This window comes from Neisseria sp. 23W00296 (genome assembly GCF_044772855.1).
Classification (GTDB): domain Bacteria; phylum Pseudomonadota; class Gammaproteobacteria; order Burkholderiales; family Neisseriaceae; genus Neisseria.
Window position 1 is genome coordinate 2,136,096 of sequence record NZ_CP173024.1, and the last position, 25,772, is coordinate 2,161,867.

The following is a 25,772-nucleotide window of genomic DNA, read 5'->3' on the forward strand; positions in this document are numbered from 1 at the left end:
AAACGGTATGATGGTTTTCAGACGGCCTGAAAGAATGGGAGAGAGAATGAACAAACCGCTGAAAGTATATGGCCTGCCGCCGGAAGCGTACGAACGCTTGTCGGAATTATCCGCACAACGTTACGGAAAACCGAATATTTCCCTGCTTGCGCGAGATTTACTGCTGGCCGGGTTGGGAGAAAACAAAACGGAAGCGGTCAGGGCAGATTTTAGCAATGAGAGAAAAACAAGGCTGGAACTCAAATTGCCGCACTATCTTGCCCAATGGCTGGATACTGCGGCAAAACAGGCCAAGATGTCCGCAAACCGCAGGGCACTGCACATCTTGGCCGAGTATGCCGAACAAAATCCGGTTTTGACCGACAATGAAATCGCCGCACTGTACCAGTCCAACGTCCAGCTCGGTGCCATCGGCCGCAACCTCAACCAAATCGCCCGCCATCTGAACGCCGGTGAGAGCGCGTCCCTGTCGGACAGACACATCAGGGAGTTAGAAAAAATGATCCGCAACCATACAAAACAGGTTTCCGCCATCATCCGCGACCATCGGCAGCGGCAGGAAAACTGAACAGCCGGTTTACCCAAGCAGGCAGCCTGAAACCCGAACAAGGTTTCAGGCTGCCTTTTTTCGTTTGCACAACGGAGAAAACCATGAAACACACCGATTTGGACAAGTGGTTTTTATACGACACTTTTGCCGTTCAGGGACGGCGGCATCCGCTTTCCGGCGGTAGCAGACGTCCCCTGAAAACCGGCACTGCCCTCACCAACCTGCGCGCGGCCGCACGCAAGCATCCTGAAGTGATGGTCAAAATTCCCAAACGCCACAGCAGCAATTCCAAAGGCGTGAAGGGCATCCGCAACCATCTCGACTACGTTTCCCGCAACGGCAAAATAGAGTTGGAAACGCAGGACGGCGAAAAGCTCCACGGCAAAAAGGCCGTCACAAATCACCTTGACCACTGGCGCGACACCCTGGGCATCGAAGAAGAAACCAAACACCGCGAAGCCCTCAACATCGTTCTTTCCATGCCCGCCGGCACACCGCCGCAGGCCGTACTCAACGCCGCCCGCGAGTTTGCCGCCGAGCAGTTCAAAGGCCACCTCTACGCCTTCGGCCTGCACCACGAATCCGACGATCCGAAAGAGCCGCCGCACCCGCACGTCCACCTGTGCGTACTGATGCGGGACAGCATGGGGCAGCGCATCAACCCGCGCAAAAACGATCTGTTTGAGTGGCGCGTGCGCTTTGCCGAAAAACTGCGCGACGAAGGTGTGCAGTGCGCCGCCACTCGCCGCCAGCACCGGGGTAAAACGGTTAAAGGGCAGAACGGCACCGTCCGCGCCATCGACCGCCGGCTGGCCAAACGGCAACCGGGCAACAAATCCCGCGTCAGCACCGAGCGCGACCGCAGCCTGAAAGCCGCCCTGCAAAACGGCCGTCGGCCGGACAATCCCTACCGCAGGAAAAGCACGGATACCCGCGCCGAACTGGTTAAACGCTACAAAGGGCTTGCCCGCAGCCTCTACGCCTCCGGCATGAAAACCGAAGCACGTGACATCGCCAAACTGGCGCAGCAGCTTGCCGAAGCCGGCCACGATACGCGGATGCAGCAGGAATACGACAAACAGCGCACCGCCTTGCTGCAACGCAGGCGGGAGCAAGCGCACAAGCAGCCTGAAACACCCACACCGCAGCGGCCGGAACGCGACAACGGCGACATCGAGCGTTAAACCGGCATTTTTACAACCATCAAACACCCAGCAAAAAGCAGCCTGAAACGGTATCCGTACCGTTTCAGGCTGCTTTTTTTGTTGCCGCCGGATTTTAATCCGACCACGGATTAATAACCTTCACTCCTGCCGCACGGAAAGGAGAAACGTCCCGCGTTGCCACAACCATTCTATGCAATTTTGCCGTAGCCGCGATATAGCCGTCTGCAGCGGCAACCGCTTTGCCCTGTTTGCGGGCGGTCGAACGTATTTGTGCATAAACCGCCGCCGCCGGCTCGTCAAAAGACAGAATCCGCCCTTCAAATAACGGAAATATTCTGTTTTCCAAACGATCGACCAGCAAATCCTTTTTGCGGCCGTCAGGCAATACGGCAGCCCCCATCCGCAATTCCGCAACCGTAATGGCGGACAAATAGAGCGTTTCCCAAACCTGTTCGTCCAGCCATGAAATGACTTTGGTAGACGGCTCAGGACGCAGCGCTTCTGAAACAACATTGGTATCCAGCAAAATCATTCGAAATTCACTTCAATACCTGTTGATCTGTCGCGGACATCTTCCAACTCCACACCGCCAATTTCCCTACCTATCCCAGCTAAAAGAGATCCTAACCGAACAGGATTTTTAGCCTGTACGGCGGCATCCAGTATCAGGCGGATTTCAGCCTCTGTGCTGCGGCCGGCCGCCCGTGCCCGGGATTTGATCGCGTTGTGGGTGCTGTCTGACAGATTTCTGATGAGGACGGATGCCATGATTTGTTGTCTCCTAAGACAAAGCAGACTAATGCTATCAATTTTTTAAACTGATAGCAACACTTAGGGCTTGCACCGTAGCCGCGCAGCGGCGTTTCCGCCGTGAGGCGGAATTCTCCCCGATAGGGGTCGTTTTATCGGCGCAAGCCTATCCTGCGTTCTTAGTTTTGTATTGTTTATTTGTTTTTGATTTTGTTTTTTGAAAAATGAAAAATTCCGCGCTGACAATAACAGCCTTTATTTACAGTTTTAAAACCCTTAAAGCTCAAAATATCCCTATATTTTGCCAATACTTAACAAAATAACCATTAAATTATATTTTTAATTAACGTAAAATTAACAATAAATGTATTTATATTTTCAATAATTAACTGTAATTATGATTTTATACATACTTATAAACGTTTAAAATGTCGGTAAATATGTTTATAAGTATGTTTAAATATTTTTATGTAGTTATAAGCGTTTATAAAGGTTTATGCGATGGACAAAAAGATAACGGTAGATGAGTTTATGGCTCAGAGAAAGGCAGCGGCAAAGTCTTCAAGACTGGATCCGTGGGCTGATGATATTTTCACGCTGAAAGACAACGGCTATACCCAAAAGCAAATATTGGAGTTTTTGGAAGCCAACGGCATCAAGGTCAGCCAGATGACATTGAGTGTGTTTATCCGTTCGCGCCAAGAGAAACAGTACGGCGACAGCACCCCATTGCAGGAAAAAAAGACGGCAGGCAGGCAGCGGAAAGGCAGTCAGAAGCGACAAATTGATGCGCCGCTTTCAGAGCAGAACGGACACGAATCGGAAAAGTCGGAAACAGCCACGATACCGGAAGACGAACAAAAAGAGGCTGAGCGTATCCGTAAATTGGACGATGTCCATGTAGGGAACAGAAAGTTCGAATGGCCTGCGAAAGATGTGGATGTAAAAGATCTGATTTGAAACAGGTATGGCTGTCCACAAATAATGTGGATAAGCTGCTTCATCGGTTCCTAAGCGGCTATTTTCCTTTTGCAAAATACTCCGCCTGTTTTTTGAGCAACAAGAAAAGGCCGCCTGATCTCATTCCGGCGCGCTGTGAGCCACTCCCTAAAAAATAAAAAACCAAATCCGCCAAAGCAGCCTGAAGGCTGCTTTTTCTATGCCTGTCGTCTCTGTAAGTTATCTCTGTATAGAGTTTGGTTTTTTTGAGCAAAGAGCTTGTGCCGTTTTGTGCAGTGTACTTTGCCCGTTTTGTACAAAGACATGATAAAAAAGGGGAATTTAAACAGAAGAAAAACGGCAGAAAATCAGGAAAAAAACCGTTTTGCGGGAGAAAACCGGCCGTTTTGCGGGCAAAAAAATCCCGCCGGCGGCTTTTTAACGGCTCGGGCGGGGAAAATTGGCGGTTTGGGCAGGGAAAACGGCCGGTTTTACGCTTTGCAGGCAGCCTGAAAGCGGCTGTACCGTAAAGCCAGCCTTTTCAGCGTTTTTTCAGAAGATCCAGCGTTTTTAGCCTGGCTTCGTTGTCGGGATTGCGACTGCGGGGCGGCGGATCGGGCGGCGGCTTGGCTTTTTCGGCCATTGCCTTTTGATATTCGGCCATCGCGGCGGCACTGCCGTCGTTTCCAACAGAGGGAGTAGGTCGGTTGTCTGGTGCATAAAAGCCGAACCAGCCGCCGTTGACGGCATTATTGATGATGACGGAAAGATCCAGCTTTCTCTTGTGAAAGCCGGTCAGGGTTTTGAGCAGGTTTTTCTTTTGCGAGGCGGAAACGGGCTTGCCTTTTTCGGCACGCATTTTGAGATAGGCGTTCCACAAATCCAGCGGTACAAAGGCAGGCAGCCTGAAACCGTCGGCATCGAACTGTTCGCCGGATTTGAACACGGGCGCGGGACGGCCGCGCACTTTGGTGTAAATCAATTCGGCCAGTTTGGCTACATTCAGCAGCCAGTGCATTTTGCCGTGTACCCCGCCGCGCCGGTATTGGATAACACCCAAATCCAGCAGACAGGCTCGTGCTTTCTGATAGCCGCGCCGGTTCATGCCCAGCTCCGCTTTCAGATGCTCGGCGGTCTTGTAAATCCACCCGCAGCGTTCGCGGTAATCCGGCTGCTGTTCCGCCCATTCCGTCCAATGAAACAGATTGGCCAGCAGTTCGCATGCCTGCATATTGCCGTCGCACAGCGGAATGAAGTCCGTGTACAACGGGGAGAAGGCTTGCGTCAGGTGGGGTTTGAGGTCGGGGATGAGCATTATCAACTAGAGAATCGTTCAGGAAAAATGATCTCTATTTCCGTTATTTCATTTTGAGAAAAGACATTTGCTAGTTTCTCTGCCAATTCCTTACTTGGTGTTTGGATACCGCGCTCAATTCTTGAAATATTGCCAGCATCTGATCCTGTAAGTTCCGCTAATTTAGCCAACGTAAGACCTCGCGCTTTTCTGATTTTTCGCAAAGGTGTGCTCATTTATTTTGACTTCCCAGTGTTAAAAACTGGGATATTTTGCGTTATGTGCAAATTTAATGCAAGGATAATTTGCGCAATTAGCTTTGTGCCAAACGCAAATTCTAGTAAGAATTGCGGGATGGAAATAGGACAGATGATTCGCCAGCGGCGAAGAGAATTGAAATTGACGCAAGAGGCATTAGCCTTAGAGGTTAATTCTGATGCAGGCAATATTTCGCGCATTGAAAATGGAAAACAAAGCGTACCCTTGGAAAAAATCGAATTGTATGCCAAGGCACTAAATTGTAGCGTTACCGATTTATTTACTGACAAAACAAAAAAAGATGAGCCAACACTCCCTGAAGGCTTTTCTAAGATTCCATGTATTGACGAAAAGCAAGCAGAAGTTTGGAACATTATTAAAAATCAGCTAAATCATCAGGGAATTACTGATTGGATAGTTACTTCATCGGAATATTCGGGTGCCGTTTTTGCATTTGTTGTCAATAATGAAAGAATGTTTCCTGAAATGAAAATTGGTGATGTCTTAATTTTTGATTCAGAACTTCAACCAGATGCTGGCGATGTAGTTTTAAGCCTTGTTAGAGACTTGAATGAGATAATTTTAAGTAGATTTCAGAAGCGCGGCATTGATCAAAATGGCCAGCGATTTGAACTACAGCCTACCAACGAAAATTTTGAGACCATTCAATCGTGGGAATATCAAGTGGAAATAATTGGAGTAATGGTAGAGCATCGAAGATTTAGATCTAAAAAGTAAATCTGGTTAGCAAGCCGCCCATTTGTTGCAAAAGTGGGTGGCTTTAAATTATTTTCTAATTTGCGCTTGACGCAAATTAGAAAATAATGCAGAATGACATAAATTGCGATTTACGCAAAATTGATCCTTAACAATCCGTCAGCGTTGCAGCCGCCCAGCAGTCAGGGGAAAGCGTTAACAGGCTGCCGGCCTTATCCGACAGGCCGACGCAAGTAAATACCGTGCATCCGGGTGGCGCGTTCGCGTCCGGTAACAGGCGGCAGCCGGACGTATCTTGTAATCGGGGCGTATCCCCGATGCGGGGCGATAATCTACGGACAAGCCCCAAACGACAATTTGACTTTAAACCCGCATCTGCGGGCAAACGGGTTTGACCCGTCTATATATATAGAGCCGTCTTTTCAGACGGCCTGAACATTACCCAAATTCAAGCCTGCTTGTGCAGGACATAAGCAGGCTTCTGTTTGGGGAATTGTCCTTTTTTGATAAGACAAGCAGGGAGGTGAGCAAAAAAGCAGAACATTATTAAATCAAACCGAACTTTAACGGCAGGCTTGTCGTTTCCACCGGCAGTAAAGGCGGAAAGGACGCAGCGGCGCAGGTGTGGCCTGTCGTTACCGTATACTTTGGGACACCGCAGCTTTGTCTTGGCCGGGGCATTAATGCATGAATAGGCCGGTATTCTCTTCTAGGCAGCCTGAAACCGTTTTCAGGCTGCTTTTTTTTAAGACCAAATCAGGAGATTTGATTATGACTTTTATGAAGAACAAACCCAAACCGCAAGCAGTTACCGAAGCGGGCGTTTATCCGACGCAGGCGGCAGCCCTGCGGCTGGTGGACAGACTGATGTCCGGCAGCGTTCGGGCGGCCTCTGTCAGCAGGTGTGCCGAAGGATGGGCAGTGAGGGTTGTCAGGATATGAAAAAGCCGCTTTCTTGCAAAAGCGGCTTCTTCGTTGGTGAAAAACAGGGTAATCACGCTGTGAGAGGCCGCAATTATCCGGTTTTTATCTGACAAAAGCAAGGATGCTGCCGCACTATCGGGCGGCATTTTTATTGTTCCGCCCTTGGCGGATATTTAGGAGTCAATTATGAAAGCAAAAATCAAAACTCTGTTTGCCGCCGCCGCTGTTGCCGCCGTTCTGCCGGTTCAGGCGGCAGCCTTGGACAAAGTGCAGGATTTGGGCAAAGAACTGACGGGTGACACACGGCTGGCTTGTGAAGCCGTTTTGTGCCTGTCGAGCGGTACGCGGCCGGGTGAGTGCGCGCCGTCGCTTCGCCGTTATTTTTCCATCCACCATAAAAAATTAGGCGACACCATCCGTGCCCGTTTCAATTTCCTGAAAATGTGCCCTGCCTCGGGAGAGGACGGGATGTCCGATCTGATCGGCGCTCTGGCTAACGGGGCGGGAAGGTGTGATGCTGAGTCGCTGAACCGGCAACTGCGCTATGTTGTGGAAACATATAAATGTACCGGTTATCACGGTGACAACTGCCGGATAGAAAAGGAGGTGCGCATCAGAGACACCCCGCCGTCGTATTGCCGCGCCTACTTCGATCATCCGTGGACGGACATGAACGAACACATCCGCTATCAGGGTACGCCTGACAACGGCGGCCGGTGGGTGGGACAGTAATCTAAAACCAAACAAGGCAGTTTTCAGGCTGCCTTCCGTTCACTCCTGCCTTAGCATAAATGATTTAGGCAGGTTCACCCGCAATCCTACCATTATTGCGGGTCTTTTTATTCCGGCCGGCCGCCGGCAATCGGGTGGCCGGCATTACAGAAAGGTTTTTATGAAAGAAGTCCATTTTGTGTTGCAGGGAAAAGGGGGCGTCGGCAAGTCGTTTACCGCCTGTCTGCTGGCACAATACCTGCACGACCGGGCGGACGCTCCGGTCTATTGTTTCGACACCGATCCCAACAATCACACCTTGGCCAACTATGCCGCATTGTCGCCGCAAATTATCGAATTGCTGGATGAGACGACCCAAACCATCGACACCTCCCATTTCGACGGTTTGATGGACAGCCTGATCGATACCGACGGCTACGGCGTAGTGGACAACGGCACCGCCACTTTCGGACCACTGATGGCCTATATCGCCGAAAACGACGTCGCCGACATTCTCGCTGACGAAGGTGTGCGCCTGGTACTGCATATTCCGCTCAACGGCGGGCAGGCAAGGGATGAGTGCTTGAAAGGTATGGGGCAGATATTGAAAGCTGTCAATGCCGACGCGGTCATTTGGTTGAACGAGCATAAGGGCAGAATCCACGACAACGGCAAGCCCTTCGACCAATTCAAGGTCTATGAAAAATACAAAAAACGCATCGCCGGCATTATCCGTATTCCCGCGCTCAATGCCGACACCTACGGCAAAAACATCGCCGATATGACCGAGCGCAACCTGACGTTTGACGAAATTGATGCCGCCGAATTTGGCCGTTGGGCGCGCAACCGGTTGTTGAAACTGCGCGATACCATTTGGACGCAGTTGGACGATGTTTCCTTCCTTGCCACGCAAAACAAACAAGCGGCCGCCGAAGTGGAGAGTCGGTCATGAATCCGCTTGGCACGGCAACAGGGCAGGCAATCCCGTCCATGCGTCTGCTGGATGCCGACGAGTTGGCTGCCGCCGTCCTGACCCAAGCCGGTTTGAAAATAGAAGCCGACGATCCGGCCATGACCGATATGCTGATTCAACAGGCCGTACTGGCTGCGGTTTTTACCAATTTCCAAACGGCTTGGGCGCGGCAACACGAGCAGGCAATGGCAGGTTTTCAGGCTGTTTTTGCTGAGACTGCCGCCCCGGTACTGGAAGCGGTGCAGCAGATGGAGCACAAAAAGCAGCAAATGGTCGCGGAAATTTTGCAGGCGAACAGCGCCGACCGCGCTGCCGGCCAAGCCGAACTGCAGCGCAATGTTTCCCAACAGGCTGCCAAACAGGCGCAGCGGCATTTGGACGGTTTTACCGGCAGCCTGAAAAAATTACTGCTGAAAGCCGTAATCCTGCTGCTTGTTGTGCAACTGCTGATTTTAGGATTGGCGGTTTGGTTGGTTAAGTGAAAGGGTAAATAGGAATGAACGAAAAACCATTTACAGCTGATGAGATATTTAATGCCTGTGCTTTGATAATAGAGAGAAAAATATTTAGGCAAACTCCGGAATCTGTTGCAGTCAATCAGCGCAGAGAAAGGAAAATGCTGTTGGCCGGTATTTTTGTTTTTGTTGTTGCAATAGCTATTTCAATGGTACTGAAAAGCCCACTTGTTACAGCGGCTATAGCGGCTATATTTATTTTTGCCATGATTACATTGTCGTTATTTAACAAGGACTATATCCTTGCTTTCAACGAAGATAACCCTTTCCCTATACGACGGGAAATGATGCAAATCTATCAAGAGCTGGACAACCAACGCGAAACTGACAAAGAAGCCTTCGCCCGTGCCTATTTGGCCAAAGCCAAAGCCGAATACGACGCACAAACGGATGCCAAACGTCGGGAAATATTTGGAGAAGGGTAAAAATGAAATTAACCATGACGCGACGCATATATTCAGATCAACCGCAGAATTGGCAGGGGCAGCATCTTTTGAAATGCACCCACTCGTTAAATTTAAAGTCAAAAATCCACTATCTGATGTACTGCGATGTCCTGAAAAAAATGCCGGGTGGCCGTCTGAAAATCAAAGTGTATGGCGAACGCTATCGTTCCATAGAAGGCGAAAAAATCCGCTATGTGGATGCTGATTGCGTAGCAAATGCTGGAGATTGGTTGGATAAAAAGGAGTAAACCATGCTGAATACCACACCTGCAACACTCCGCTCAACCAAACTGCCCCCGGATGTGATGCCGGCATCCGACCGTTATCCGCATTACCGTCTTGTGCCGCTGGCCGGTAGCGACAGGCGCTACTGCCTGTTTTTTCACATCACGCCCAAACACTGGTTGGTGTTGGAAGCCAATGCACCGCGCCGCCGCATGGCAGAGCTGTTGGGCAGAATGCGGGAAAACGCACCGTATGAAGTTTTTGAAACTCTGGAATAAACACATGGAACAGAACACACCGCAAGATGCGGAACGCCAAATCGCACTGGCCGAAGCGCAAATACTCGGTTTCATTCATGGCAGGGGCGGTTATTCCCTGGCTTCGCTGGTTGAAAGCATGGGACTGCAGCGCAGAGAGTGGGAAGCCATCAAAGCCAGCTACCCGATACGCTGTTATCTCGATGACAACGATATTGGCGAAATCGAACAAACCGTCAAGGCAGCCTGAAACTTTCAGGCTGCCTTTGTATTAGGAGAAGAGCATGCCGCCATTAGCACAGCCAACCTATAACGTTGAGGAAGCCGCAGCCTTTCTCAAAGTCCACCCACAGACCGTGCGCGAGCTGATCCGCGACCAAAAACTTGCCGCCGTCAAAGTAGGGCGCAGTTTCGTTATCCGCTACAGCACACTTGACGCTTTTCTAGCTGAAAAAGAGAATGATGCCGTGCAGGCATCACTCCCAAGCAGGAGTGAACAAAAATGTCCAAACAATCAAAATCCCGACAGGGAATCTATCAGCGGGGCGGCATCTGGTATCTTGACATCCGCCTCCCGGGCGGCACGCGTCTTAGACGATCTGCTGGCACACAAGACAAGCAGAAAGCCCAAGAACTCCGTGCCAAGCTAGAACACGAACTTTGGCAGCAGACGCGGATGGGCACCAAGCCCAAACGGACTTGGGACGAAGCCGCAGTCAAATGGCTGCAAGAGAAAGGGGGTAAAAAGAGCATTATCGACGATATCCGCCGCTTACGCCGGCTTGGTTTTCTGCGCGGCGTTTATTTGCACCAAATCAGCCGCAAACTGGTCATGGATAACGTTGCTGCTTTCAGTTGCGGCAACAGCACCAAAAACCGCTATCTCGCCCTGATCCGTTCCATTCTTTACAAAGCAGAACGGGAATGGGAGTGGATAGACAAGGCACCCAAGCTGACGCTGTACCAAGAACCGAAAAAGCGCATCCGCTGGCTGACTACCCAAGATGCACAACGGCTGGTTGATGCGCTTCCCGGGGTTTGGCAGCAGATGGCACTCTTCAGCCTGAACACCGGACTGCGCCAAAGCAACGTATTCGGTCTGACTTGGGAGCAGGTGGATTTGCAGCACCGCACCGCATGGATCCATCCCGATCAAGCCAAAAACGGCCGCCCTCTAGCCGTGCCATTGAATGACCGTTCGCTGGATATTCTGTCTGAAAGGATGGGGATGCACCGGAAATACGTTTTTACGCAAAATGGCAGAGTCATTACCAAACTGAACCGCAAGATTTGGGAAAAGGCACTGGCTGATGCCGGTATAAGTGATTTTCGCTGGCATGATTTCCGGCACACATGGGCAAGTTGGCTGATACAGAGCGGCGTGCCTGTTGCGGTGTTGAAAGAGATGGGTGGCTGGGAGAGTATGGCGATGGTAGAACGCTATGCCCACTTGTCGTCCGCACATCTGCTGACGCATTCGCGTGCATTGGACAATCTAATGGGAGGCACAGTAGAAAATTCGGACACAAAATGGACACAGTCCGTTTTGAAGTCAAGAAAAGTACCAGGAAAAAGAAAAAGCCCAACTAATTGATTGAGCTTTAAATTTCTGGTGCCCGGAACCGGAATCGAACCGGTACGCCCGTATCAGGGGCGACGGATTTTAAGTCCGTTGTGTCTACCAATTTCACCATCCGGGCTTTATCCCTGCCCGAAAGGAGGAAAAAGCAGAGATAAAACTTTGGAGGCGGGGGCGCGGATTTTAACCGGCCTGTACGGGGTTTGCACACCCCGTCGCATCAACACTCTGCCACCCCGCCGTGAGGCTTGAGATTTGTGGAGGCGGGAGTCGGAATCGAACCGGCGTCGACGGATTTGCAATCCGCTGCATAACCACTTTGCTATCCCGCCATAAAGAAAAAAGTTGTCTGACAACAACTTCGTTTTATGGAGCGGGAAACGAGTCTCGAACTCGCGACCTCAACCTTGGCAAGGTTGCGCTCTACCAACTGAGCTATTCCCGCATACGAATACGGTTTTATGGAGCGGGAAACGAGTCTCGAACTCGCGACCTCAACCTTGGCAAGGTTGCGCTCTACCAACTGAGCTATTCCCGCATAGACCGGATTGCATTTCAAACTGTGGAGCGGGAAACGAGTCTCGAACTCGCGACCTCAACCTTGGCAAGGTTGCGCTCTACCAACTGAGCTATTCCCGCTTGTATTTCGCTGCCCTAGGGCAAAGAAGGCGCCATTATAGTGTCTTTTGTTTGACTGTCAAGCGCCGTGGCGGATTTATTTGAAGTCCTTCCATGCCATTTTGAGGTAGTAAAACATCGACCAGATGGTAAGCACGGCGGCGGCGGCCATTAATGCGTTGCCGACAATGAGCAAATTCCAGCCGTGCCAGTCGCGTTCGCCGACAATCAGAAGCAGGATGGCGGCCATTTGCGCGGTGGTTTTGAGTTTGCCGATTTGCGCGACGGCGACGCTGCCGCGTTTGCCCATCTGCGCCATCCATTCGCGCAGGGCGGAGATGGTGATTTCGCGGCCGATGATCACCATGGCAAAAATGGCGTGGGTGCGGTGCAGGCTGACAAGCAGAATCAGGGCGACGGCCACCATCAGTTTGTCGGCGACGGGGTCGAGAAAGGCGCCGAAGTCGGAAGTCTGCTTCCAGCGGCGGGCAAGAAAGCCGTCGAACCAGTCGGTCACGGCGGCGGCGGCGAAGACAAAAGCGGCCGTCCAATTGGCGGTTTGCGGCGCAATCCAGCTTTCGGGCAGGTAAAACAGCAGGGTGAACACGGGTATCAGGACGACGCGCATCCAAGTGAGCAGTATCGGTATGTTCCACGGCATGTCGTGATTCTTTCGTACGGATTGGGCGTGCGCGCCTTGTTTTTCAGACGGCCTCCGTATGGCGGGAGGCCGTCTGAAACCGCTAGGGCGCGGTGTGTGTGTGCGGCATTATAGCGGATTGCCCGCGCCTTCGGTTTTCACGGCGGAGGCTTTGTTTTAGAATGTTGCACCGTTCAAACAGGCCGTCTGAAAAGCGGCTTTCTTTATTATTGGGCAACAGGAAACCATGTCTGCAAACCATTACGAAAACTTCCCCGTCGGCTCGTGGGCGCTGCCGCGCCGCCTGCGCCGCCCCGTGCACGCCGTGTACGCCTTCGCCCGCCATGCCGACGATTTGGCCGACGAGGGCGACGCGCCCGCGGCCGAACGGCTGGCCGCCCTGAACGCATTGAAGGAAGAACTCGGCCGCATCGGCGCGGGACAAGAGCCGCAAACCGCCCTGATGCGCCGTCTGAACAACGAAGCCGTCTCCCCCTTTTCCCTGCCGCTGCAACCCTTTCACGACCTTTTGAGCGCGTTTTCGCAGGACGTGGAAAAAACCCGCTACCAAAACTTCGCCGAGCTGGCCGACTACTGCCGCCGCTCGGCCAACCCCGTCGGCCGCATCATGCTGCACCTCTATGGCGAAAGCGACAGCCGCAGCATCGCCCAAAGCGACGGCATCTGCACCGCCCTGCAACTCATCAACTTCTGGCAGGACGTCGGCATCGACCGTGAAAAAGGCCGCATCTACATCCCGAAGGACGACATGTCCAAATTCAAAGTCAGCGAAGAGCAGATTGCCGCAGGGCGCGCCGATTTCGCCTTCCGGCGGCTGATGGCCTACCAGTGCGACCGCGCCTTTAAAATGCTCAAAGCCGGCTCGCCCTTGGGCAACACGCTCAAAGGCCGCATCGGCCTCGAACTGCGCATGATCGTCGTCGGCGGCCAAATGATTCTGCAAAAACTCGACGCCGCCGGTTACGACGTCTTCACCGAACGCCCCGTGCTGCAACGGCAGGACTGGTGGCTGATCGTCAAACGGGCGGTGATGAAGAAATAGGCCGTCTGAAACAACCCGGAAACCGCCTGTGAACCTGAGCAAACCCGTCCTCCTCTCCGGCTCCGCCCTGCTCTTGGGCGCCTGCCAGTCGCTGCCCGACCTCGCCGGCCGCAGTGTCTCCACCTACATCGAAAGCGAAAGCGCCCCCCGCCTCGAAGCCGCCCTGCCCGCAGGCAGGCCGTCTGAAAAACAGACAGAGCAAAGCGGCGTTTACCTTTTGGCCGACCCGCACGACGCCTTCGTCGCCCGCGCCGTCCTCATCGAACACGCCGACCGCACCCTCGACATCGCCTACTACATCTGGCACAACGACGTCTCGGGCAAAATGCTGTTCCAAATGCTGCAACAGGCCGCCCGGCGCGGCGTGCGCGTGCGCCTGCTGCTCGACGACAACAACACGCGCGGCATGGACGACGTACTCGCCGCCCTCGACGCCGAAGCCAACATCGAAATCCGCCTGTTCAACCCCTTCACCCACCGCCGCTTCCGCGCCCTCGGCTACCTCACCGACTTTCCCCGCCTCAACCGGCGCATGCACAACAAATCCCTTACCGCCGACAACCGCTACACCATCGTCGGCGGCCGCAACATCGGCGACGAATACTTCAACGTCTCCACCGAAACCGGCTTCGCCGATCTCGACGTCCTCGCGCGCGGCACCGTCGTCACCGATGTTTCGCAGGATTTCGACCGCTACTGGGCCAGCGGTTCGAGCTACCCCTTCGCCGACATCGCCAAACGCGCCGACGCCGAAAAAGGCCGTCTGAAACTAAACCGCTCGCGCCAAAGCGACGCCGCCGTGCGCGAAAGCTACCTCGAAGACCTGCGCAGCTCCCCGCTGGCCGCTGCCGTCGACAGCGGCACCATCCCCTGGCTCTACGCCGACGCCCGCCTCGTCAGCGACGACCCCGCCAAAGGCCTGTCACGCAGCCGCGAAAAACCCTCCGTCGCCGACAAACTGTTCGACACCCTGGGTGAACCGCAGCGCGACCTCTTCATCGTCTCCCCCTACTTCGTCCCCAGCAAATGGGGCATGAACGTCATCCGTGCCATCCGCAAAAAAGGCGTCGCCGTCACCGTGCTCACCAACTCCCTGCGCGCCACCGACGTTGCCGCCGTCCACTCCGGCTACGCCCGCTACCGCAAAGCCCTGCTCGAAGCGGGCGTCGGACTCTACGAAGTCAAACCCGACTTCGCCCCTCCGAAAGCACGCGACAAAGGCCTCACCGGCAGCTCCGCCACCAGCCTGCACGCCAAAACCTTCGTCGTCGACGATAAACGCGTCTTCATCGGCTCGCTCAACTTCGACCCCCGCTCCGCCCGCCTCAACACCGAAATGGGCATCGTCCTCGACAGCCGCGAAATCGCCTCGGGAATGCGGCAGGAACTGGCACAAATGACCCCCGAGTACGCCTACAAAGTCGTCCTCGACCACCAAAAAAAACGCCTGCGCTGGCAAGACCCCGACCAGCCCGACACCCTGCTGAAAAAAGAACCCGACGCCGGCCTGTGGAAACGCCTGCTCAACAACATCCTGTCGCTGCTGCCGATTGAAAAACTGCTGTGAGCACCCGTTTGCAGACCGTCTGAAACCAACAAGGGGAATGCCGTGGACTTCGTCATCACCGTACTGCTGTGGGGCTTCGCCGCCCTCTGCGCCCTGATACTGCTGGCGAATATGCTGCTGATACTGCCGCGCCTCATTGCCTTTTCCACCGCCCTGTTCCTGCTCGGCCTACCCGTTTACCTGTACATCAAAACCGGCTGGTTGGCCGCCCTGCCCTGCGCCCTTCTCTGCTGGCCGGCCGCCTGCAAAATTCTCTTTTTTATGACCGGTTCCGACCAAATTCCGTATCAGGATAAAGGCACAAAGGAAGACTGAGGCCGTCTGAAAGCGAAGTTTCAATGAAGTTAAAACCAATCACGGCCGCAAGAGTGTTTAACTCCGCGGCACTCTTGCATATTTACCCGCACGCCGCTGATCAAACAGATTCATGAAAGCCAAAGAAAAAACATTACTAACTTAATAGACCATCCGAACAAACTGATTAACGTGCCTCCGCGGGTCACCGTAGAGTACAAACGCCTCACCATACTATCGAAGTGATTCTGCCACCACACCAAAGTAACAATACGGGAAAGAAAACCAGCTGCACCGGCGACAGGATGACGGTACACAACATGCTGGGCAATACTGACAATGAGCCCCAAAGCACCAATATCCGAGACTTTACAACAAAACAAAGACATCCGGGCATAAGTAACAAAATGGAGGCTAAGAATCCCTGCAAGCCTTATCCTATAGTGAGCCAAAATAAAAAAGATACAAGGCAGCAAGCCGCAGACAGTATGGGTAATACGGCAAGGCGCAGCAACGCCGTAGATTTTTTATTTTGGCTCACTATATAAGGCTTTAAAAGAGATCAAAGGCTTTGAATACAAAAAATGCCCTTTCTGCCGCTCAAAACAAGTCAAAAAGAACGGCTGTCGAAACGGCAAACAACGCCACAAATGCCACCTCTGCGGCAGGCAGTTTGATGGCGGCAGATGGCTTAATCCGCAGAAAATATGGCAGAGATACAGAGAAGGCAGACAAACCGCCGTACAGCTTGCCAAAACTTACGGATGCAGCAGGCAGACCATTCTGAGACATCTCAAAAAGGTTCAAATTGAAGCGCACTTCATTGCTCCCGAAGTAGCCAACGTCATCATGGACACCACCCACTTCGGCCGTACGTTCGGCGTCATGGTTCTGTTCGACAGCATCAGCGGCAAAGCCCTGCCCGTCAGCGAAGCCAAATACGAAACCAACACGCTATATGCCCAAGCCATAGGCAGACTGAAAGCCAAAGGCATTGAAATACAAAGCATCGTTTGCGACGGACGGCGCGGTTTGGCACAGATGTTTCCCGACTTTCCCGTTCAACTCTGTCAGTTTCATCAGGTTAAAACCATCAGCCGCTACCTGACGCGCAACCCGAAAACCGAAGCAGGCAGGGCGCTTTGGCGGTTGGCTTTAACACTCAAAAACAGCAGTAAAACAGAGTTTGAAAGCGGTTTGCAAAAGTGGTTTGGGCAACACCAAAACTACCTGAGCGAAGGCAAAACCAATCCCGAAACGGGCAAGTCGCATTACACGCATAAGCAGCTCAGAAGCGCATATTTCAACCTGAAACGGAATTTGGCTTACTTGTTTGTGTTTGAGCAATATCCCGATTTGAATATCCCAAACACCACTAACCTGCTTGACGGTATGTTTGCGGGCTTAAAGCGCCATTTGGCGTGCCATAACGGCATGAGTAAAGAGAATAAGATTATGTTTGTTAAGGATTATTTCTCAATTAAACCTTAGACTCAGCCTCCATTTTGTTACTCATGCCGACATCCGCTTAATAACGTTTGGCTTCCCTACCCGAAACAACAGCAACAAATTTGCGCGGGATTTGTTTGATTCGTCCGGTTATAAAAAACGCCGTCTTTTCGGACGGCGTTTTTTCCTGCGGTCAGTTTTCCAATCCGCTGTCGGCGGCAGCTTCGGCGGCAGTCAGCGCGGTATCTTCGGCCTTCGCATCTGCCAGCCGCTCCGCCCATTGGCGGCGGCGGGAGCGGTGGTAGGTGAGGCCGGTACCGGCGGGAATCAGGCGGCCGACAATGACGTTTTCTTTCAGGCCGCGCAATTCGTCGCGTTTGCCCATGATGGCGGCTTCGGTCAGCACGCGGGTGGTTTCCTGGAAGGACGCGGCGGAGATGAAGCTGTCGGTGGAGAGCGAGGCTTTGGTAATACCCAAAAGGATGTTGTCAAAGCGGGCAGGCTCTTTGCCTTCGGCCAGGGCTTTTTCGTTGGCGGCCATCACGTCGGCGCGCTCGACCTGTTCGCCGGTGATGAAGCGGGTGTCGCCTGCGTCGGCGATGTTCACGCGGCGCAGCATTTGGCGGATGATGACTTCGATGTGTTTGTCGGAAATCTTCACGCCTTGCAGACGGTAAACCTCCTGCACTTCCTGCACGATGTAGCGCGCCAGGGCTTCGATGCCTTGCAGGCGCAGGATGTCGTGCGGATCAACGGAGCCGTCGACGACGGTTTCACCGCGGTTCACCACTTGGCCGTCGTGGACGAGGATCTGTTTCTCTTTGGAAATCAGGGTTTCGTGTGCCACGCCGTCGACATCGGTAATCACCAGGCGCTGTTTGCCTTTGGTTTCTTTACCGAAGGAGACGGTGCCGGTTACTTCGGCCAGCATGCCGGCATCTTTCGGGATGCGGGCTTCAAACAGCTCAGCCACGCGCGGCAGACCGCCGGTAATGTCGCGGGTTTTGGTGGAGGCTTGCGGGATACGCGCCAGTACGTCGCCTTTGCCGATTTCCTGTCCTTCGCGCACGGTAATCACGGCGCCGACGGGGAAAGCCATGGACACGGGGGTTTCCGTGCCGGGGATTTTGACTTCTTCGCCGTTTTCGTCGACAAGTTTCACGGTCGGACGCAGCAGTTTGCTGGTGCTGGAACGGCGTTTGCCGTCGATGACGACGAGTGTGGACAGGCCGGTGATTTCGTCGGTTTGTTTGGCGACGGTAACTCCTTCTTCGACGTTTTCAAATTTCACCGTACCGGCGTGTTCGGTAATCATCGGGCGGGTGTGCGGATCCCAAGTGGCCAGGGTGGTGCCGGCTTTGACGGCTGCGCCGTCCTGAACCAGAAGCGTCGCGCCGTAGGGCACTTTGTGGCGCTCGCGCTCGCGGCCGATATCGTCGTGGATGACGACTTCGGAGGAGCGGCCGATGACGATGAGCTCACCTTTGTTATTGGCAACATAGCGCATCTGGCTGTTGAAACGTGCCGTACCGTTGGATTTGGCTTCCACCTGGCTGGCTGCTGCCGCACGCGATGCCGCACCGCCGATGTGGAAGGTACGCATGGTGAGCTGTGTGCCGGGTTCGCCGATAGACTGGGCGGCAATCACGCCGACGGCTTCCCCCGCATTGACCAGTTTGCCGCGCGCAAGGTCGCGGCCGTAACACTTGGCGCACAGGCCGTAGCGGGTTTTACAGGTAATCGGCGTGCGTACTTTCACTTCGTCTACGCCCGAATTGTCGATGAGGTCGACAAGCTGCTCGGACAACATCGTGCCTGCTTCCACCAGGGTTTCATGGCTGGAAGGATCGACGATGTCCTGCGCGGCCACGCGTCCCAAAATGCGGTCGCGCAGCGGTTCGATCACGTCGCCACCCTGCACCACGGCTTTCATGACGAAGCCGTCGGAAGTGCCGCAGTCGTCTTCAATGACAACCAAGTCTTGGGTAACGTCTACCAAACGACGGGTCAGGTAACCGGAGTTGGCGGTTTTCAAGGCGGTATCGGCCAAGCCTTTGCGCGCACCGTGTGTCGCAATAAAGTATTGCAGTACCGACAAGCCTTCGCGGAAGTTGGAGGTAATCGGCGTTTCGATAATCGAGCCGTCCGGTTTGGCCATCAGGCCGCGCATGCCGGAAAGCTGTTTAATCTGGGCGGCGGAACCGCGCGCACCGGAGTCGGCCATCATGTAGATGGAGTTGAACGACTCCTGCTCGACTTCTTTGCCGTCGCGGTCGATGACTTTTTGTTTGGACAGGTTGTCCATCATCGCTTTGGCGATTTTGTCGCCCGCGCGCCCCCAAATATCGACCACTTTATTGTAGCGCTCGCCGTTGGTAACCAAACCTTGGCGGTATTGGTCTTCGATTTCCTTCACTTCGGCCTGAGCTTCGGCCAGCAGCTGCGGTTTCTCTTTCGGAATTTCCATATCGTCGACGCAGATGGAGATGCCGCCCTTGGCCGCGAAGCCGAAGCCTGTGTACATCAGGTGGTCGGCAAAAATCACCGTGTCGCGCAGACCGCACAAGCGGAACGATGCGTTAATCAGCTTGGAAATCTCTTTTTTCTTCAGAGCCTTGTTGATGTATTCGAAAGGCAGGCCTTTGGGCAGGATTTCGGACAACAAGGCGCGGCCGACGGTGGTTTCGTAGCGTTTGACCACCGGCTCGAATTCGCCCGCTTCGTTTTTCACCCATTCGCGCAGGCGCACAGTGATTTTCGTGCCCAATTCGACCTGTTTGGTGTGGTAGGCGCGGTGCACTTCTTTCACATCGGCAAACAGGCTGCCTTCGCCTTTGCCGTTGATTTTGTCACGGGTCATGTAGTAGAGACCCAAGACGATGTCCTGCGAGGGCACGATAATCGGCTCGCCGTTGGCAGGAGACAGCACGTTGTTGGAAGCCAGCATCAGGGTGCGGGCTTCCATCTGCGCTTCCAGGCTCAGAGGAACGTGGACGGCCATTTGGTCACCGTCGAAGTCGGCATTGAATGCGGCGCACACCAAGGGATGAAGCTGGATGGCTTTGCCTTCAATCAGAATCGGCTCGAAGGCCTGGATACCCAAGCGGTGCAGGGTCGGCGCACGGTTGAGCATAATCGGATGTTCGCGGATGACTTCGTCCAAAATATCCCAAACTACCGGCACTTCCTGCTCAACCAGTTTTTTTGCCGCTTTGACGGTAGACGCTTCGCCGCGCAGTTCCAGTTTGTGGAAAATAAACGGTTTGAACAGTTCCAACGCCATTTTTTTCGGCAGACCGCACTGGTGCAGGCGCAGGTAGGGGCCGACGGTAATCACGGAACGGCCGGAGTAGTCGACTCGTTTACCCAACAGGTTTTGACGGAAACGGCCGCCCTTGCCTTTAATCATGTCGGCCAGAGATTTGAGCGGACGTTTGTTGGCGCCGGTCATGGCTTTGCCGCGGCGGCCGTTGTCGAGCAGGGAATCCACCGCTTCCTGCAGCATGCGTTTTTCGTTGCGCACGATGATGTCGGGTGCGTGCAGTTCGAGCAGGCGTTTGAGACGGTTGTTACGGTTGATGACGCGGCGGTAGAGATCGTTCAAATCGGATGTGGCAAAACGGCCGCCGTCCAGAGGCACGAGCGGGCGCAGATCGGGCGGCAGCACGGGCAGCACGTCCATAATCATCCATTCGAGCTTCATGCCGCTGCGCTGGAAGGCTTCCAGCACTTTCAGGCGTTTGGCGATTTTTTTGATTTTGGTGTCGGAGTTGGTGCTTTCCAATTCCTGACGCAGCATTTCCACTTCGGCGGAAATATTGAGGCTTGCCAGCAGGTCGCGGATACCTTCCGCACCCATTTTGGCATCGAAATCATCGCCGTATTCGTCAAGCTTTTGATAGTAGTCTTCCTCGGTCAGCAGCTGGCGGCGTTGCAGCGGCGTCATGCCGGGATCGGTGACAACGAAAGCTTCAAAATACAACACGCGTTCGATGTCGCGCAGGGTCATGTCCAGCACCATGCCGAGGCGGGAAGGCAGGGATTTGAGGAACCAAATGTGGGCGACGGGCGCGGCCAGTTCGATATGCCCCATGCGCTCGCGGCGCACTTTCGACAGAGTCACTTCCACACCGCATTTTTCACAGGTGACGCCTTTGAATTTCAGGCGTTTGTATTTTCCGCACAGGCATTCGTAGTCTTTGACCGGGCCGAAGATTTTGGCACAGAAGAGGCCGTCGCGCTCGGGTTTGAAGGTGCGGTAGTTGATGGTTTCAGGTTTTTTCACCTCGCCGTAAGACCACGAACGGATGGTTTCCGGCGATGCGATGCCGATTTTGATGGCATCGAATTCTTCTTCCATTCCTGCGGCTTGCAGGGGATTAAACAAATCTAACAATGCTTTCATTTTTGCTCCTTAATAAGGAAGTGTGTTTTTCGTCCCGTCCGGCCGATGGGATGCCGAAACGTTTTTTCAGACGGCCTGCAGACAGCGGAAAGGCCGTCTGAAAACGGAAGAAAAGATACCTGCCGTATTCTGTTTCAACAAAACAGGCGGGTTCCGGTCTTTTCAGACGGCCTCATGCAGGCAGAGGCCGTCTGAAACTCCGTTTTAATGGCGTTCCAAGTCGATATCCAAGCCCAGTGAGCGGATTTCTTTGACAAGGACGTTGAACGATTCGGGCATGCCTGCGTCGATTTTGTGCTCGCCCTTGACGATGTTTTCGTACATTTTGGTACGGCCGTTGACGTCGTCGGACTTGACGGTAAGCATCTCCTGCAAGGTGTAGGATGCGCCGTAGGCTTCCAGCGCCCATACCTCCATCTCACCGAAACGCTGGCCGCCGAACTGTGCTTTACCGCCCAAGGGCTGCTGGGTTACAAGCGAGTACGGGCCGGTCGAGCGGGCGTGCATTTTCTCGTCCACCAAGTGGTGCAGTTTCAGATAGTGCATCACGCCGACGGTTACTTTGCGGTCGAAAGGCTCGCCCGAGCGGCCGTCGTAGAGCGTAATCTGGGTTTTGGTGTCGTTGAAACCGAGTTTCTGCACTTCGGGGTCGTCGCTGGGGTAGGCCAGTTCGAGGAAGGCTTTGATTTCGCTCTCGTGAGCTCCGTCGAATACGGGCGAAGCGAAGGTCGCGCCGTTGCGTAGATTACGCGCCAGCGTGAGGATTTCTTCGTCGCTGAGTTTCGACAGGTCTTCCTTGTGCATATCGGGGCCGCCCAAATCGCCGTTGTACATGGTGTCGAGGAATTTGCGGATTTCCTTGACTTTGCGCTGCTCGTCAAGCATGCGGCCAATGCGTTCGCCTATGCCTTTCGCTGCCCAACCCAGGTGCACTTCGAGAATCTGGCCGATGTTCATACGCGAAGGTACGCCCAGCGGGTTCAACACGATGTCGACCGGACGGCCGTCTGCCATGTAGGGCATGTCTTCCACGGGCAGGATGCGCGATACCACACCTTTGTTACCGTGGCGGCCGGCCATTTTGTCGCCTGCCTGCAGACGGCGTTTGATGGCGATGAATACTTTCACCATTTTCTGTACGCCGGGCTGCAGTTCGTCGCCCTGGGTCATTTTCTTTTTCTTGATTTCAAACAGGCTTTCGGCTTCTTCGCGTTTGTCTTGCAGGCTGCCTTTAATCAGCTCCATCTGTTTGGCAATACCTTCGTCGGCCACGCGCACGTCAAACCAGTCGTGCTTGCTCGGCAAGCCGGCCAGATATTCGGCAGTAATGACGCTGCCTTTGGCCAGTTTCATCGGGCCGCCGTTGGCTTTTTGGCCGACAATCATGCGCTCGATGCGGTCGAATGCGTCGTTGTCGAAAATACGCAGTTGGTCGTTCAAATCCAAGCGGTAGCGTTTGAGCTCAGCATCGATAATCGACTGGGCGCGTTTGTCGCGCTGGATGCCTTCGCGGGTAAATACCTGCACGTCGATTACGGTACCGCTCATACCTGTGGGCATACGCAGCGAAGTGTCTTTTACGTCGGACGCTTTTTCGCCGAAGATGGCGCGCAGCAGTTTTTCTTCGGGGGTAAGCTGGGTTTCGCCTTTAGGCGTTACTTTGCCGACCAGCACGTCACCCGCTTCCACTTCCGCACCGATATAAACGATGCCGGATTCGTCCAAACGGTTTTGCATACGCTCAGACAGGTTCGGGATGTCGCGGGTGATATCTTCCGCACCCAATTTGGTATCACGCGCAACCACGTTCAGCTCTTCGATGTGAATCGAGGTGTAGCGGTCGTCGGCGGCCACTTTTTCGGAAATCAGAATCGAGTCTTCGTAGTTGTAACCGTTCCACGGCATAAAAGCGATGGTCATGTTCTGACCCAACGCCAGCTCGCCCAAATCGGTCGAAGCGCCGTCGGCCACCAAATCGCCGCGCTGCAACACGTCGCCTGCCTTAACGGCAGGGCGCTGGTTAATATTGGTCGATTGGTTAGAGCGGGTGAATTTCACCAGATTGTAGATGTCCACACCCACTTCGCCGGCCACTGCCTCATCATCGTGCACACGCACCACAACGCGGTTGGCATCGACATACTCGACCACACCGCCGCGGCGGGCAACGATGGCGGTTGCCGAATCGACGGCCACGGCGCGTTCGATGCCCGTCCCCACCATCGGTTTTTCCGCACGCAGACAGGGAACTGCCTGACGCTGCATGTTCGCACCCATCAAAGCGCGGTTGGCGTCGTCATGCTCCAAGAATGGAATCAGCGAAGCCGCTACCGATACCGCCTGGCCGGTTGCCACATCCATATATTGGACACGGTCGACGGTAGCCATGATGGTTTCGCCTTTTTCACGGCAGGTAACCAGCTCGTCAATCAGACGGCCTTTTGCATCCAAGGCGGCATTGGCCTGCGCAATCACGAACCGGCCTTCTTCAATGGCCGACAAATATTCGATTTCATCAGTCACTTTGCCGTCAACCACGCGACGGTAGGGAGTTTCCAAAAAGCCGTATTCGTTGGTGCGCGCGTAAACCGACAACGAGTTGATCAGGCCGATGTTCGGGCCTTCCGGTGTTTCAATCGGACAAACGCGGCCGTAGTGGGTCGGATGCACGTCGCGCACCTCGAAGCCTGCGCGTTCGCGGGTCAGACCGCCCGGGCCGAGTGCGGAGACACGGCGTTTGTGGGTAATTTCCGACAGCGGGTTGGTCTGATCCATAAACTGCGACAGTTGGCTGGAACCGAAAAATTCTTTGATCGCGGCAGATACGGGTTTGGCATTGATCAGATCCGTCGGCATCAGGTTTTCCGATTCGGCCTGATTGAGACGCTCTTTCACCGCACGTTCGACACGTGCCAAACCGCTGCGGAACTGGTTTTCCACCAATTCGCCCACTGAGCGGACACGGCGGTTACCCAAATGGTCGATATCGTCTACTTCGCCGTGGCCGTTTCGCAGCTCTACCAAAGTGGCAATAGATGCCACAATGTCTTCTACGCTCAGCACAAAACCGCCTTTTTCTGCAGCACCGGCAAAAGTTTCATTCAGCAGACGTCCGTACCAAGAAGCTTTCTGTTCGTCGCTCAGCTTCTGCTCGTAAGTACGCGTATTGAATTTCATACGGCCTACACGGGACAAATCGTAACTCTCTTCGTTAAAGAACAATCTGTTAAACAACAACTCAACTGCTTCGTCGGTAGGCGGCTCGCCCGGACGCATCATGCGGTAAATAGCAATGCGTGCGGCATGTTGGCCGTTTGTTTCATCGGTACGCAAAGTGGCAGAAATATAACCGCCCTGATCCAAGTCGTTGATATACAGGGTTTCGATTTCTTTAACACCGTGAATATCCAACTGCGCCAACAGCTCCTCGGTGATCTCGTCATTGGCGGAAGCCAGCACTTCTCCGGTATCTTCAACTACAACATCTCTTGCCAATACCTTGCCCACCAGACTGTCGGGATCGACAGGCAGGTGCTTGATGCCTGCTTTTTCGATATCTCGAATATGTTTGGCAGTAATTCGTTTACCCGCAGCAACTAGGACGTTACCCTCCTTATCGGTAATGTCCAACTTCGCGCTTTCGCCTTTCAGACGGCCTGCAACCAAATCGGTACGTACGCCGTCTTTGGAAAGGTAAAACTTTTCCTTGTCGTAGAAAGTATCGAGAATCTGCTCGTTACTGTAACCCAAAGCTTTGAGAAGAATGGTCACAGGCATTTTGCGGCGACGGTCAATACGGAAATAAAGCAGATCTTTCGGATCAAACTCAAAATCCAGCCAAGAGCCGCGATAAGGAATCACGCGCGCAGAAAACAGCAGTTTGCCCGATGAATGGGTTTTACCGCGATCATGTTCGAAAAACACGCCGGGGGAACGGTGCAACTGGGAAACGATTACCCGCTCGGTACCGTTGATAATGAACGATCCGCTTGGCGTCATTAGGGGAATTTCGCCCATATACACTTCATTCTCGCGAACTTCTTTTACCACATCCTGCTTGGACGACTCTTTATCAAGAATGACTAAGCGGATACGCGCACGCAGAGGAGCCGCATAAGTGATACCGCGCAACTGACATTCGGGAATATCAAAGAGCGGTTCGCCCAAGACATAGTGAACGAATTCCAAACGGGCATAGCCGTTATGACTCACGATTGGGAAAATCGAATTGAAGGCAGCCTGCAAACCTTCATCGATGCGCTTATCGTAGCCCTTTTCCTGTTGTAAAAATTTAGCATAGGAATCCAGCTGTGTAGCCAGCAAAAAAGGGACTTCCAAGACGTTTTCACGCTTCGCAAAGCTTTTGCGGATACGCTTTTTCTCAGTAAAAGAATAAGTCATGGCGTAACACTCCAACAAAATAATGAATAAA

General features: G+C 53.6%; 28 protein-coding genes and 6 tRNA genes. 18 read left to right on the top strand and 16 right to left on the bottom strand.

Translation table 11 applies throughout. From position 1 onward, the window contains the following. Positions 1 to 46: 46 nt before the first annotated feature. The gene (mobC, locus tag ACG2K1_RS10650) at positions 47 to 568 is read left to right on the top strand and encodes a plasmid mobilization relaxosome protein MobC (RefSeq protein WP_162817680.1); all 522 of its coding nucleotides are present in this window, start codon (positions 47 to 49) and stop codon (positions 566 to 568) included. Positions 569 to 651: 83 nt separating this feature from the next. Beyond that, on the top strand, positions 652 to 1,734 hold the full coding sequence (locus ACG2K1_RS10655) for a relaxase/mobilization nuclease domain-containing protein (protein ID WP_114922576.1): 1,083 nt from the start codon (positions 652 to 654) through the stop codon (positions 1,732 to 1,734). 94 nt (positions 1,735 to 1,828) lie between these two features. On the opposite strand, the gene ACG2K1_RS10660 is transcribed toward ACG2K1_RS10655, so the two are convergent. Beyond that, entirely contained in the window at positions 1,829 to 2,248 is a 420-nt protein-coding gene (locus ACG2K1_RS10660; protein ID WP_114922575.1) for a type II toxin-antitoxin system VapC family toxin, read from the bottom strand. Then, on the bottom strand, positions 2,245 to 2,484 hold the full coding sequence (locus ACG2K1_RS10665; RefSeq protein ID WP_114922574.1) for a FitA-like ribbon-helix-helix domain-containing protein: 240 nt from the start codon (positions 2,482 to 2,484) through the stop codon (positions 2,245 to 2,247). The genes ACG2K1_RS10660 and ACG2K1_RS10665 overlap by 4 nt, the downstream gene beginning before the upstream one ends. A gap of 483 nt (positions 2,485 to 2,967) precedes the next feature. Here ACG2K1_RS10665 and ACG2K1_RS10670 point away from each other — a divergent pair, with 483 nt between their 5' ends. Next, on the top strand, positions 2,968 to 3,426 hold the full coding sequence (locus ACG2K1_RS10670) for a hypothetical protein (protein WP_395429247.1): 459 nt from the start codon (positions 2,968 to 2,970) through the stop codon (positions 3,424 to 3,426). Between the two features lie 58 nt (positions 3,427 to 3,484). On the opposite strand, the gene ACG2K1_RS10675 is transcribed toward ACG2K1_RS10670, so the two are convergent. Next, positions 3,485 to 3,679, bottom strand: a complete 195-nt coding sequence (locus ACG2K1_RS10675) for a hypothetical protein (protein WP_395429248.1) — start codon at positions 3,677 to 3,679, stop codon at positions 3,485 to 3,487. Between ACG2K1_RS10675 and ACG2K1_RS10680 the strand changes: the two genes are divergently transcribed. Continuing rightward, positions 3,672 to 3,935 carry a hypothetical protein gene (locus ACG2K1_RS10680; RefSeq protein ID WP_395429249.1) on the top strand — a complete coding sequence of 88 codons (264 nt, stop codon included), beginning with the start codon at positions 3,672 to 3,674 and terminating at the stop codon, positions 3,933 to 3,935. The genes ACG2K1_RS10675 and ACG2K1_RS10680 overlap by 8 nt on opposite strands. 11 nt (positions 3,936 to 3,946) lie before the next feature. On the opposite strand, the gene ACG2K1_RS10685 is transcribed toward ACG2K1_RS10680, so the two are convergent. After that, positions 3,947 to 4,720, bottom strand: a complete 774-nt coding sequence (locus ACG2K1_RS10685; RefSeq protein WP_114922572.1) for a hypothetical protein — start codon at positions 4,718 to 4,720, stop codon at positions 3,947 to 3,949. A 2-nt stretch (positions 4,721 to 4,722) separates the two neighbouring features. Further along, entirely contained in the window at positions 4,723 to 4,935 is a 213-nt protein-coding gene (locus tag ACG2K1_RS10690; RefSeq protein WP_114922571.1) for a helix-turn-helix domain-containing protein, read from the bottom strand. 118 nt (positions 4,936 to 5,053) lie between these two features. On the opposite strand from ACG2K1_RS10690, the gene ACG2K1_RS10695 reads away from it, so the two are divergent. Further along, entirely contained in the window at positions 5,054 to 5,695 is a 642-nt protein-coding gene (locus ACG2K1_RS10695) for a helix-turn-helix domain-containing protein (RefSeq protein WP_395429250.1), read from the top strand. A gap of 803 nt (positions 5,696 to 6,498) precedes the next feature. Here ACG2K1_RS10695 and ACG2K1_RS10700 read toward each other — a convergent pair. After that, positions 6,499 to 6,744: a hypothetical protein gene (locus ACG2K1_RS10700; protein WP_395429251.1), complete on the bottom strand. Its 246-nt coding sequence runs from the start codon at positions 6,742 to 6,744 to the stop codon at positions 6,499 to 6,501. 40 nt (positions 6,745 to 6,784) lie between these two features. Between ACG2K1_RS10700 and ACG2K1_RS10705 the strand changes: the two genes are divergently transcribed. The 9 genes from ACG2K1_RS10705 (at position 6,785) to ACG2K1_RS10745 (ending at position 11,319) form a co-directional block, all read left to right on the top strand. Beyond that, positions 6,785 to 7,330 (top strand): TrbM/KikA/MpfK family conjugal transfer protein, encoded by a 546-nt coding sequence (locus ACG2K1_RS10705; RefSeq protein WP_395429252.1) that lies wholly within the window; start codon positions 6,785 to 6,787, stop codon positions 7,328 to 7,330. Between the two features lie 160 nt (positions 7,331 to 7,490). After that, the gene (locus ACG2K1_RS10710) at positions 7,491 to 8,261 is read left to right on the top strand and encodes a conjugal transfer protein TraL (RefSeq protein WP_395429253.1); all 771 of its coding nucleotides are present in this window, start codon (positions 7,491 to 7,493) and stop codon (positions 8,259 to 8,261) included. Positions 8,262 to 8,299: 38 nt separating this feature from the next. Further along, complete coding sequence (locus ACG2K1_RS10715; protein ID WP_395429254.1) at positions 8,300 to 8,764, top strand: hypothetical protein; 465 nt, start codon at positions 8,300 to 8,302, stop codon at positions 8,762 to 8,764. 14 nt (positions 8,765 to 8,778) lie between these two features. Continuing rightward, positions 8,779 to 9,222 carry a hypothetical protein gene (locus tag ACG2K1_RS10720; protein ID WP_395429255.1) on the top strand — a complete coding sequence of 148 codons (444 nt, stop codon included), beginning with the start codon at positions 8,779 to 8,781 and terminating at the stop codon, positions 9,220 to 9,222. 2 nt (positions 9,223 to 9,224) lie between these two features. Beyond that, positions 9,225 to 9,491: a hypothetical protein gene (locus ACG2K1_RS10725; RefSeq protein WP_395429256.1), complete on the top strand. Its 267-nt coding sequence runs from the start codon at positions 9,225 to 9,227 to the stop codon at positions 9,489 to 9,491. Positions 9,492 to 9,494: 3 nt separating this feature from the next. Continuing rightward, a complete protein-coding gene (locus ACG2K1_RS10730) occupies positions 9,495 to 9,746 on the top strand; it encodes a hypothetical protein (protein WP_395429257.1) in 252 nt (83 codons plus the stop codon). A 4-nt stretch (positions 9,747 to 9,750) separates the two neighbouring features. Next, positions 9,751 to 9,975 (top strand): hypothetical protein, encoded by a 225-nt coding sequence (locus ACG2K1_RS10735; protein WP_395429258.1) that lies wholly within the window; start codon positions 9,751 to 9,753, stop codon positions 9,973 to 9,975. Positions 9,976 to 10,009: 34 nt separating this feature from the next. Next, positions 10,010 to 10,375, top strand: coding sequence for a helix-turn-helix domain-containing protein (locus tag ACG2K1_RS10740; RefSeq protein WP_395429259.1), 366 nt, complete (start codon positions 10,010 to 10,012; stop codon positions 10,373 to 10,375). Between the two features lie 26 nt (positions 10,376 to 10,401). Continuing rightward, entirely contained in the window at positions 10,402 to 11,319 is a 918-nt protein-coding gene (locus ACG2K1_RS10745) for a site-specific integrase (protein ID WP_395429260.1), read from the top strand. Between the two features lie 16 nt (positions 11,320 to 11,335). Here ACG2K1_RS10745 and ACG2K1_RS10750 read toward each other — a convergent pair. The 7 genes from ACG2K1_RS10750 to pgsA form a co-directional block, all read right to left on the bottom strand. Beyond that, positions 11,336 to 11,425 (bottom strand) — tRNA-Leu (locus tag ACG2K1_RS10750). 42 nt (positions 11,426 to 11,467) lie between these two features. Continuing rightward, positions 11,468 to 11,545, bottom strand: a tRNA-OTHER gene (locus tag ACG2K1_RS10755). A 17-nt stretch (positions 11,546 to 11,562) separates the two neighbouring features. Beyond that, positions 11,563 to 11,636: transfer RNA gene (locus tag ACG2K1_RS10760), tRNA-Cys, on the bottom strand. Positions 11,637 to 11,673: 37 nt separating this feature from the next. Next, positions 11,674 to 11,749, bottom strand: a tRNA-Gly gene (locus tag ACG2K1_RS10765). Positions 11,750 to 11,766: 17 nt separating this feature from the next. Next, positions 11,767 to 11,842: transfer RNA gene (locus ACG2K1_RS10770), tRNA-Gly, on the bottom strand. A 25-nt stretch (positions 11,843 to 11,867) separates the two neighbouring features. After that, positions 11,868 to 11,943: transfer RNA gene (locus tag ACG2K1_RS10775), tRNA-Gly, on the bottom strand. Positions 11,944 to 12,019: 76 nt separating this feature from the next. Then, positions 12,020 to 12,583, bottom strand: coding sequence for a CDP-diacylglycerol--glycerol-3-phosphate 3-phosphatidyltransferase (gene pgsA, locus ACG2K1_RS10780; RefSeq protein ID WP_395429261.1), 564 nt, complete (start codon positions 12,581 to 12,583; stop codon positions 12,020 to 12,022). Positions 12,584 to 12,809: 226 nt separating this feature from the next. Between pgsA and hpnC the strand changes: the two genes are divergently transcribed. Genes hpnC through ACG2K1_RS10795 form a run of 3 tightly spaced genes read left to right on the top strand, consistent with a single transcriptional unit; the run spans position 12,810 to position 15,507 of the window. Next, complete coding sequence (hpnC, locus tag ACG2K1_RS10785) at positions 12,810 to 13,625, top strand: squalene synthase HpnC (RefSeq protein ID WP_009425295.1); 816 nt, start codon at positions 12,810 to 12,812, stop codon at positions 13,623 to 13,625. Between the two features lie 28 nt (positions 13,626 to 13,653). Next, a complete protein-coding gene (locus tag ACG2K1_RS10790; RefSeq protein WP_395429262.1) occupies positions 13,654 to 15,192 on the top strand; it encodes a phospholipase D family protein in 1,539 nt (512 codons plus the stop codon). A gap of 42 nt (positions 15,193 to 15,234) precedes the next feature. Next, positions 15,235 to 15,507, top strand: a complete 273-nt coding sequence (locus ACG2K1_RS10795) for a hypothetical protein (protein WP_009425297.1) — start codon at positions 15,235 to 15,237, stop codon at positions 15,505 to 15,507. A gap of 579 nt (positions 15,508 to 16,086) precedes the next feature. Here the strand turns inward: ACG2K1_RS10795 and ACG2K1_RS10800 are convergent. Further along, positions 16,087 to 16,278 carry a hypothetical protein gene (locus ACG2K1_RS10800; RefSeq protein WP_395429624.1) on the bottom strand — a complete coding sequence of 64 codons (192 nt, stop codon included), beginning with the start codon at positions 16,276 to 16,278 and terminating at the stop codon, positions 16,087 to 16,089. Between ACG2K1_RS10800 and ACG2K1_RS10805 the strand changes: the two genes are divergently transcribed. Then, positions 16,192 to 16,977 (top strand): helix-turn-helix domain-containing protein, encoded by a 786-nt coding sequence (locus ACG2K1_RS10805; RefSeq protein ID WP_395429623.1) that lies wholly within the window; start codon positions 16,192 to 16,194, stop codon positions 16,975 to 16,977. The two genes, ACG2K1_RS10800 and ACG2K1_RS10805, sit on opposite strands and share 87 nt — an antisense overlap. Positions 16,978 to 17,128: 151 nt before the next feature. Here ACG2K1_RS10805 and rpoC read toward each other — a convergent pair whose 3' ends face one another. Beyond that, complete coding sequence (rpoC, locus tag ACG2K1_RS10810; protein WP_009425980.1) at positions 17,129 to 21,340, bottom strand: DNA-directed RNA polymerase subunit beta'; 4,212 nt, start codon at positions 21,338 to 21,340, stop codon at positions 17,129 to 17,131. Positions 21,341 to 21,544: 204 nt separating this feature from the next. After that, on the bottom strand, positions 21,545 to 25,741 hold the full coding sequence (rpoB, locus tag ACG2K1_RS10815; protein WP_395429606.1) for a DNA-directed RNA polymerase subunit beta: 4,197 nt from the start codon (positions 25,739 to 25,741) through the stop codon (positions 21,545 to 21,547). Positions 25,742 to 25,772: the final 31 nt, after the last annotated feature.

Coding starts and splice junctions, on each gene's coding strand:
- mobC (WP_162817680.1), top strand. CDS start 47: ATGAACAAACCGCTGAAAGTATATGGCCTGCCGCCGGAAGCGTACGAA.
- ACG2K1_RS10655 (WP_114922576.1), top strand. CDS start 652: ATGAAACACACCGATTTGGACAAGTGGTTTTTATACGACACTTTTGCC.
- ACG2K1_RS10660 (WP_114922575.1), bottom strand. CDS start 2,248: ATGATTTTGCTGGATACCAATGTTGTTTCAGAAGCGCTGCGTCCTGAG.
- ACG2K1_RS10665 (WP_114922574.1), bottom strand. CDS start 2,484: ATGGCATCCGTCCTCATCAGAAATCTGTCAGACAGCACCCACAACGCG.
- ACG2K1_RS10670 (WP_395429247.1), top strand. CDS start 2,968: ATGGACAAAAAGATAACGGTAGATGAGTTTATGGCTCAGAGAAAGGCA.
- ACG2K1_RS10685 (WP_114922572.1), bottom strand. CDS start 4,720: ATGCTCATCCCCGACCTCAAACCCCACCTGACGCAAGCCTTCTCCCCG.
- ACG2K1_RS10690 (WP_114922571.1), bottom strand. CDS start 4,935: ATGAGCACACCTTTGCGAAAAATCAGAAAAGCGCGAGGTCTTACGTTG.
- ACG2K1_RS10695 (WP_395429250.1), top strand. CDS start 5,054: ATGGAAATAGGACAGATGATTCGCCAGCGGCGAAGAGAATTGAAATTG.
- ACG2K1_RS10700 (WP_395429251.1), bottom strand. CDS start 6,744: ATGCCGCCCGATAGTGCGGCAGCATCCTTGCTTTTGTCAGATAAAAAC.
- ACG2K1_RS10705 (WP_395429252.1), top strand. CDS start 6,785: ATGAAAGCAAAAATCAAAACTCTGTTTGCCGCCGCCGCTGTTGCCGCC.
- ACG2K1_RS10710 (WP_395429253.1), top strand. CDS start 7,491: ATGAAAGAAGTCCATTTTGTGTTGCAGGGAAAAGGGGGCGTCGGCAAG.
- ACG2K1_RS10715 (WP_395429254.1), top strand. CDS start 8,300: ATGCGTCTGCTGGATGCCGACGAGTTGGCTGCCGCCGTCCTGACCCAA.
- ACG2K1_RS10720 (WP_395429255.1), top strand. CDS start 8,779: ATGAACGAAAAACCATTTACAGCTGATGAGATATTTAATGCCTGTGCT.
- ACG2K1_RS10725 (WP_395429256.1), top strand. CDS start 9,225: ATGAAATTAACCATGACGCGACGCATATATTCAGATCAACCGCAGAAT.
- ACG2K1_RS10730 (WP_395429257.1), top strand. CDS start 9,495: ATGCTGAATACCACACCTGCAACACTCCGCTCAACCAAACTGCCCCCG.
- ACG2K1_RS10735 (WP_395429258.1), top strand. CDS start 9,751: ATGGAACAGAACACACCGCAAGATGCGGAACGCCAAATCGCACTGGCC.
- ACG2K1_RS10740 (WP_395429259.1), top strand. CDS start 10,010: ATGCCGCCATTAGCACAGCCAACCTATAACGTTGAGGAAGCCGCAGCC.
- ACG2K1_RS10745 (WP_395429260.1), top strand. CDS start 10,402: ATGGGCACCAAGCCCAAACGGACTTGGGACGAAGCCGCAGTCAAATGG.
- pgsA (WP_395429261.1), bottom strand. CDS start 12,583: ATGCCGTGGAACATACCGATACTGCTCACTTGGATGCGCGTCGTCCTG.
- hpnC (WP_009425295.1), top strand. CDS start 12,810: ATGTCTGCAAACCATTACGAAAACTTCCCCGTCGGCTCGTGGGCGCTG.
- ACG2K1_RS10800 (WP_395429624.1), bottom strand. CDS start 16,278: ATGTCTCAGAATGGTCTGCCTGCTGCATCCGTAAGTTTTGGCAAGCTG.
- rpoC (WP_009425980.1), bottom strand. CDS start 21,340: ATGAAAGCATTGTTAGATTTGTTTAATCCCCTGCAAGCCGCAGGAATG.
- rpoB (WP_395429606.1), bottom strand. CDS start 25,741: ATGACTTATTCTTTTACTGAGAAAAAGCGTATCCGCAAAAGCTTTGCG.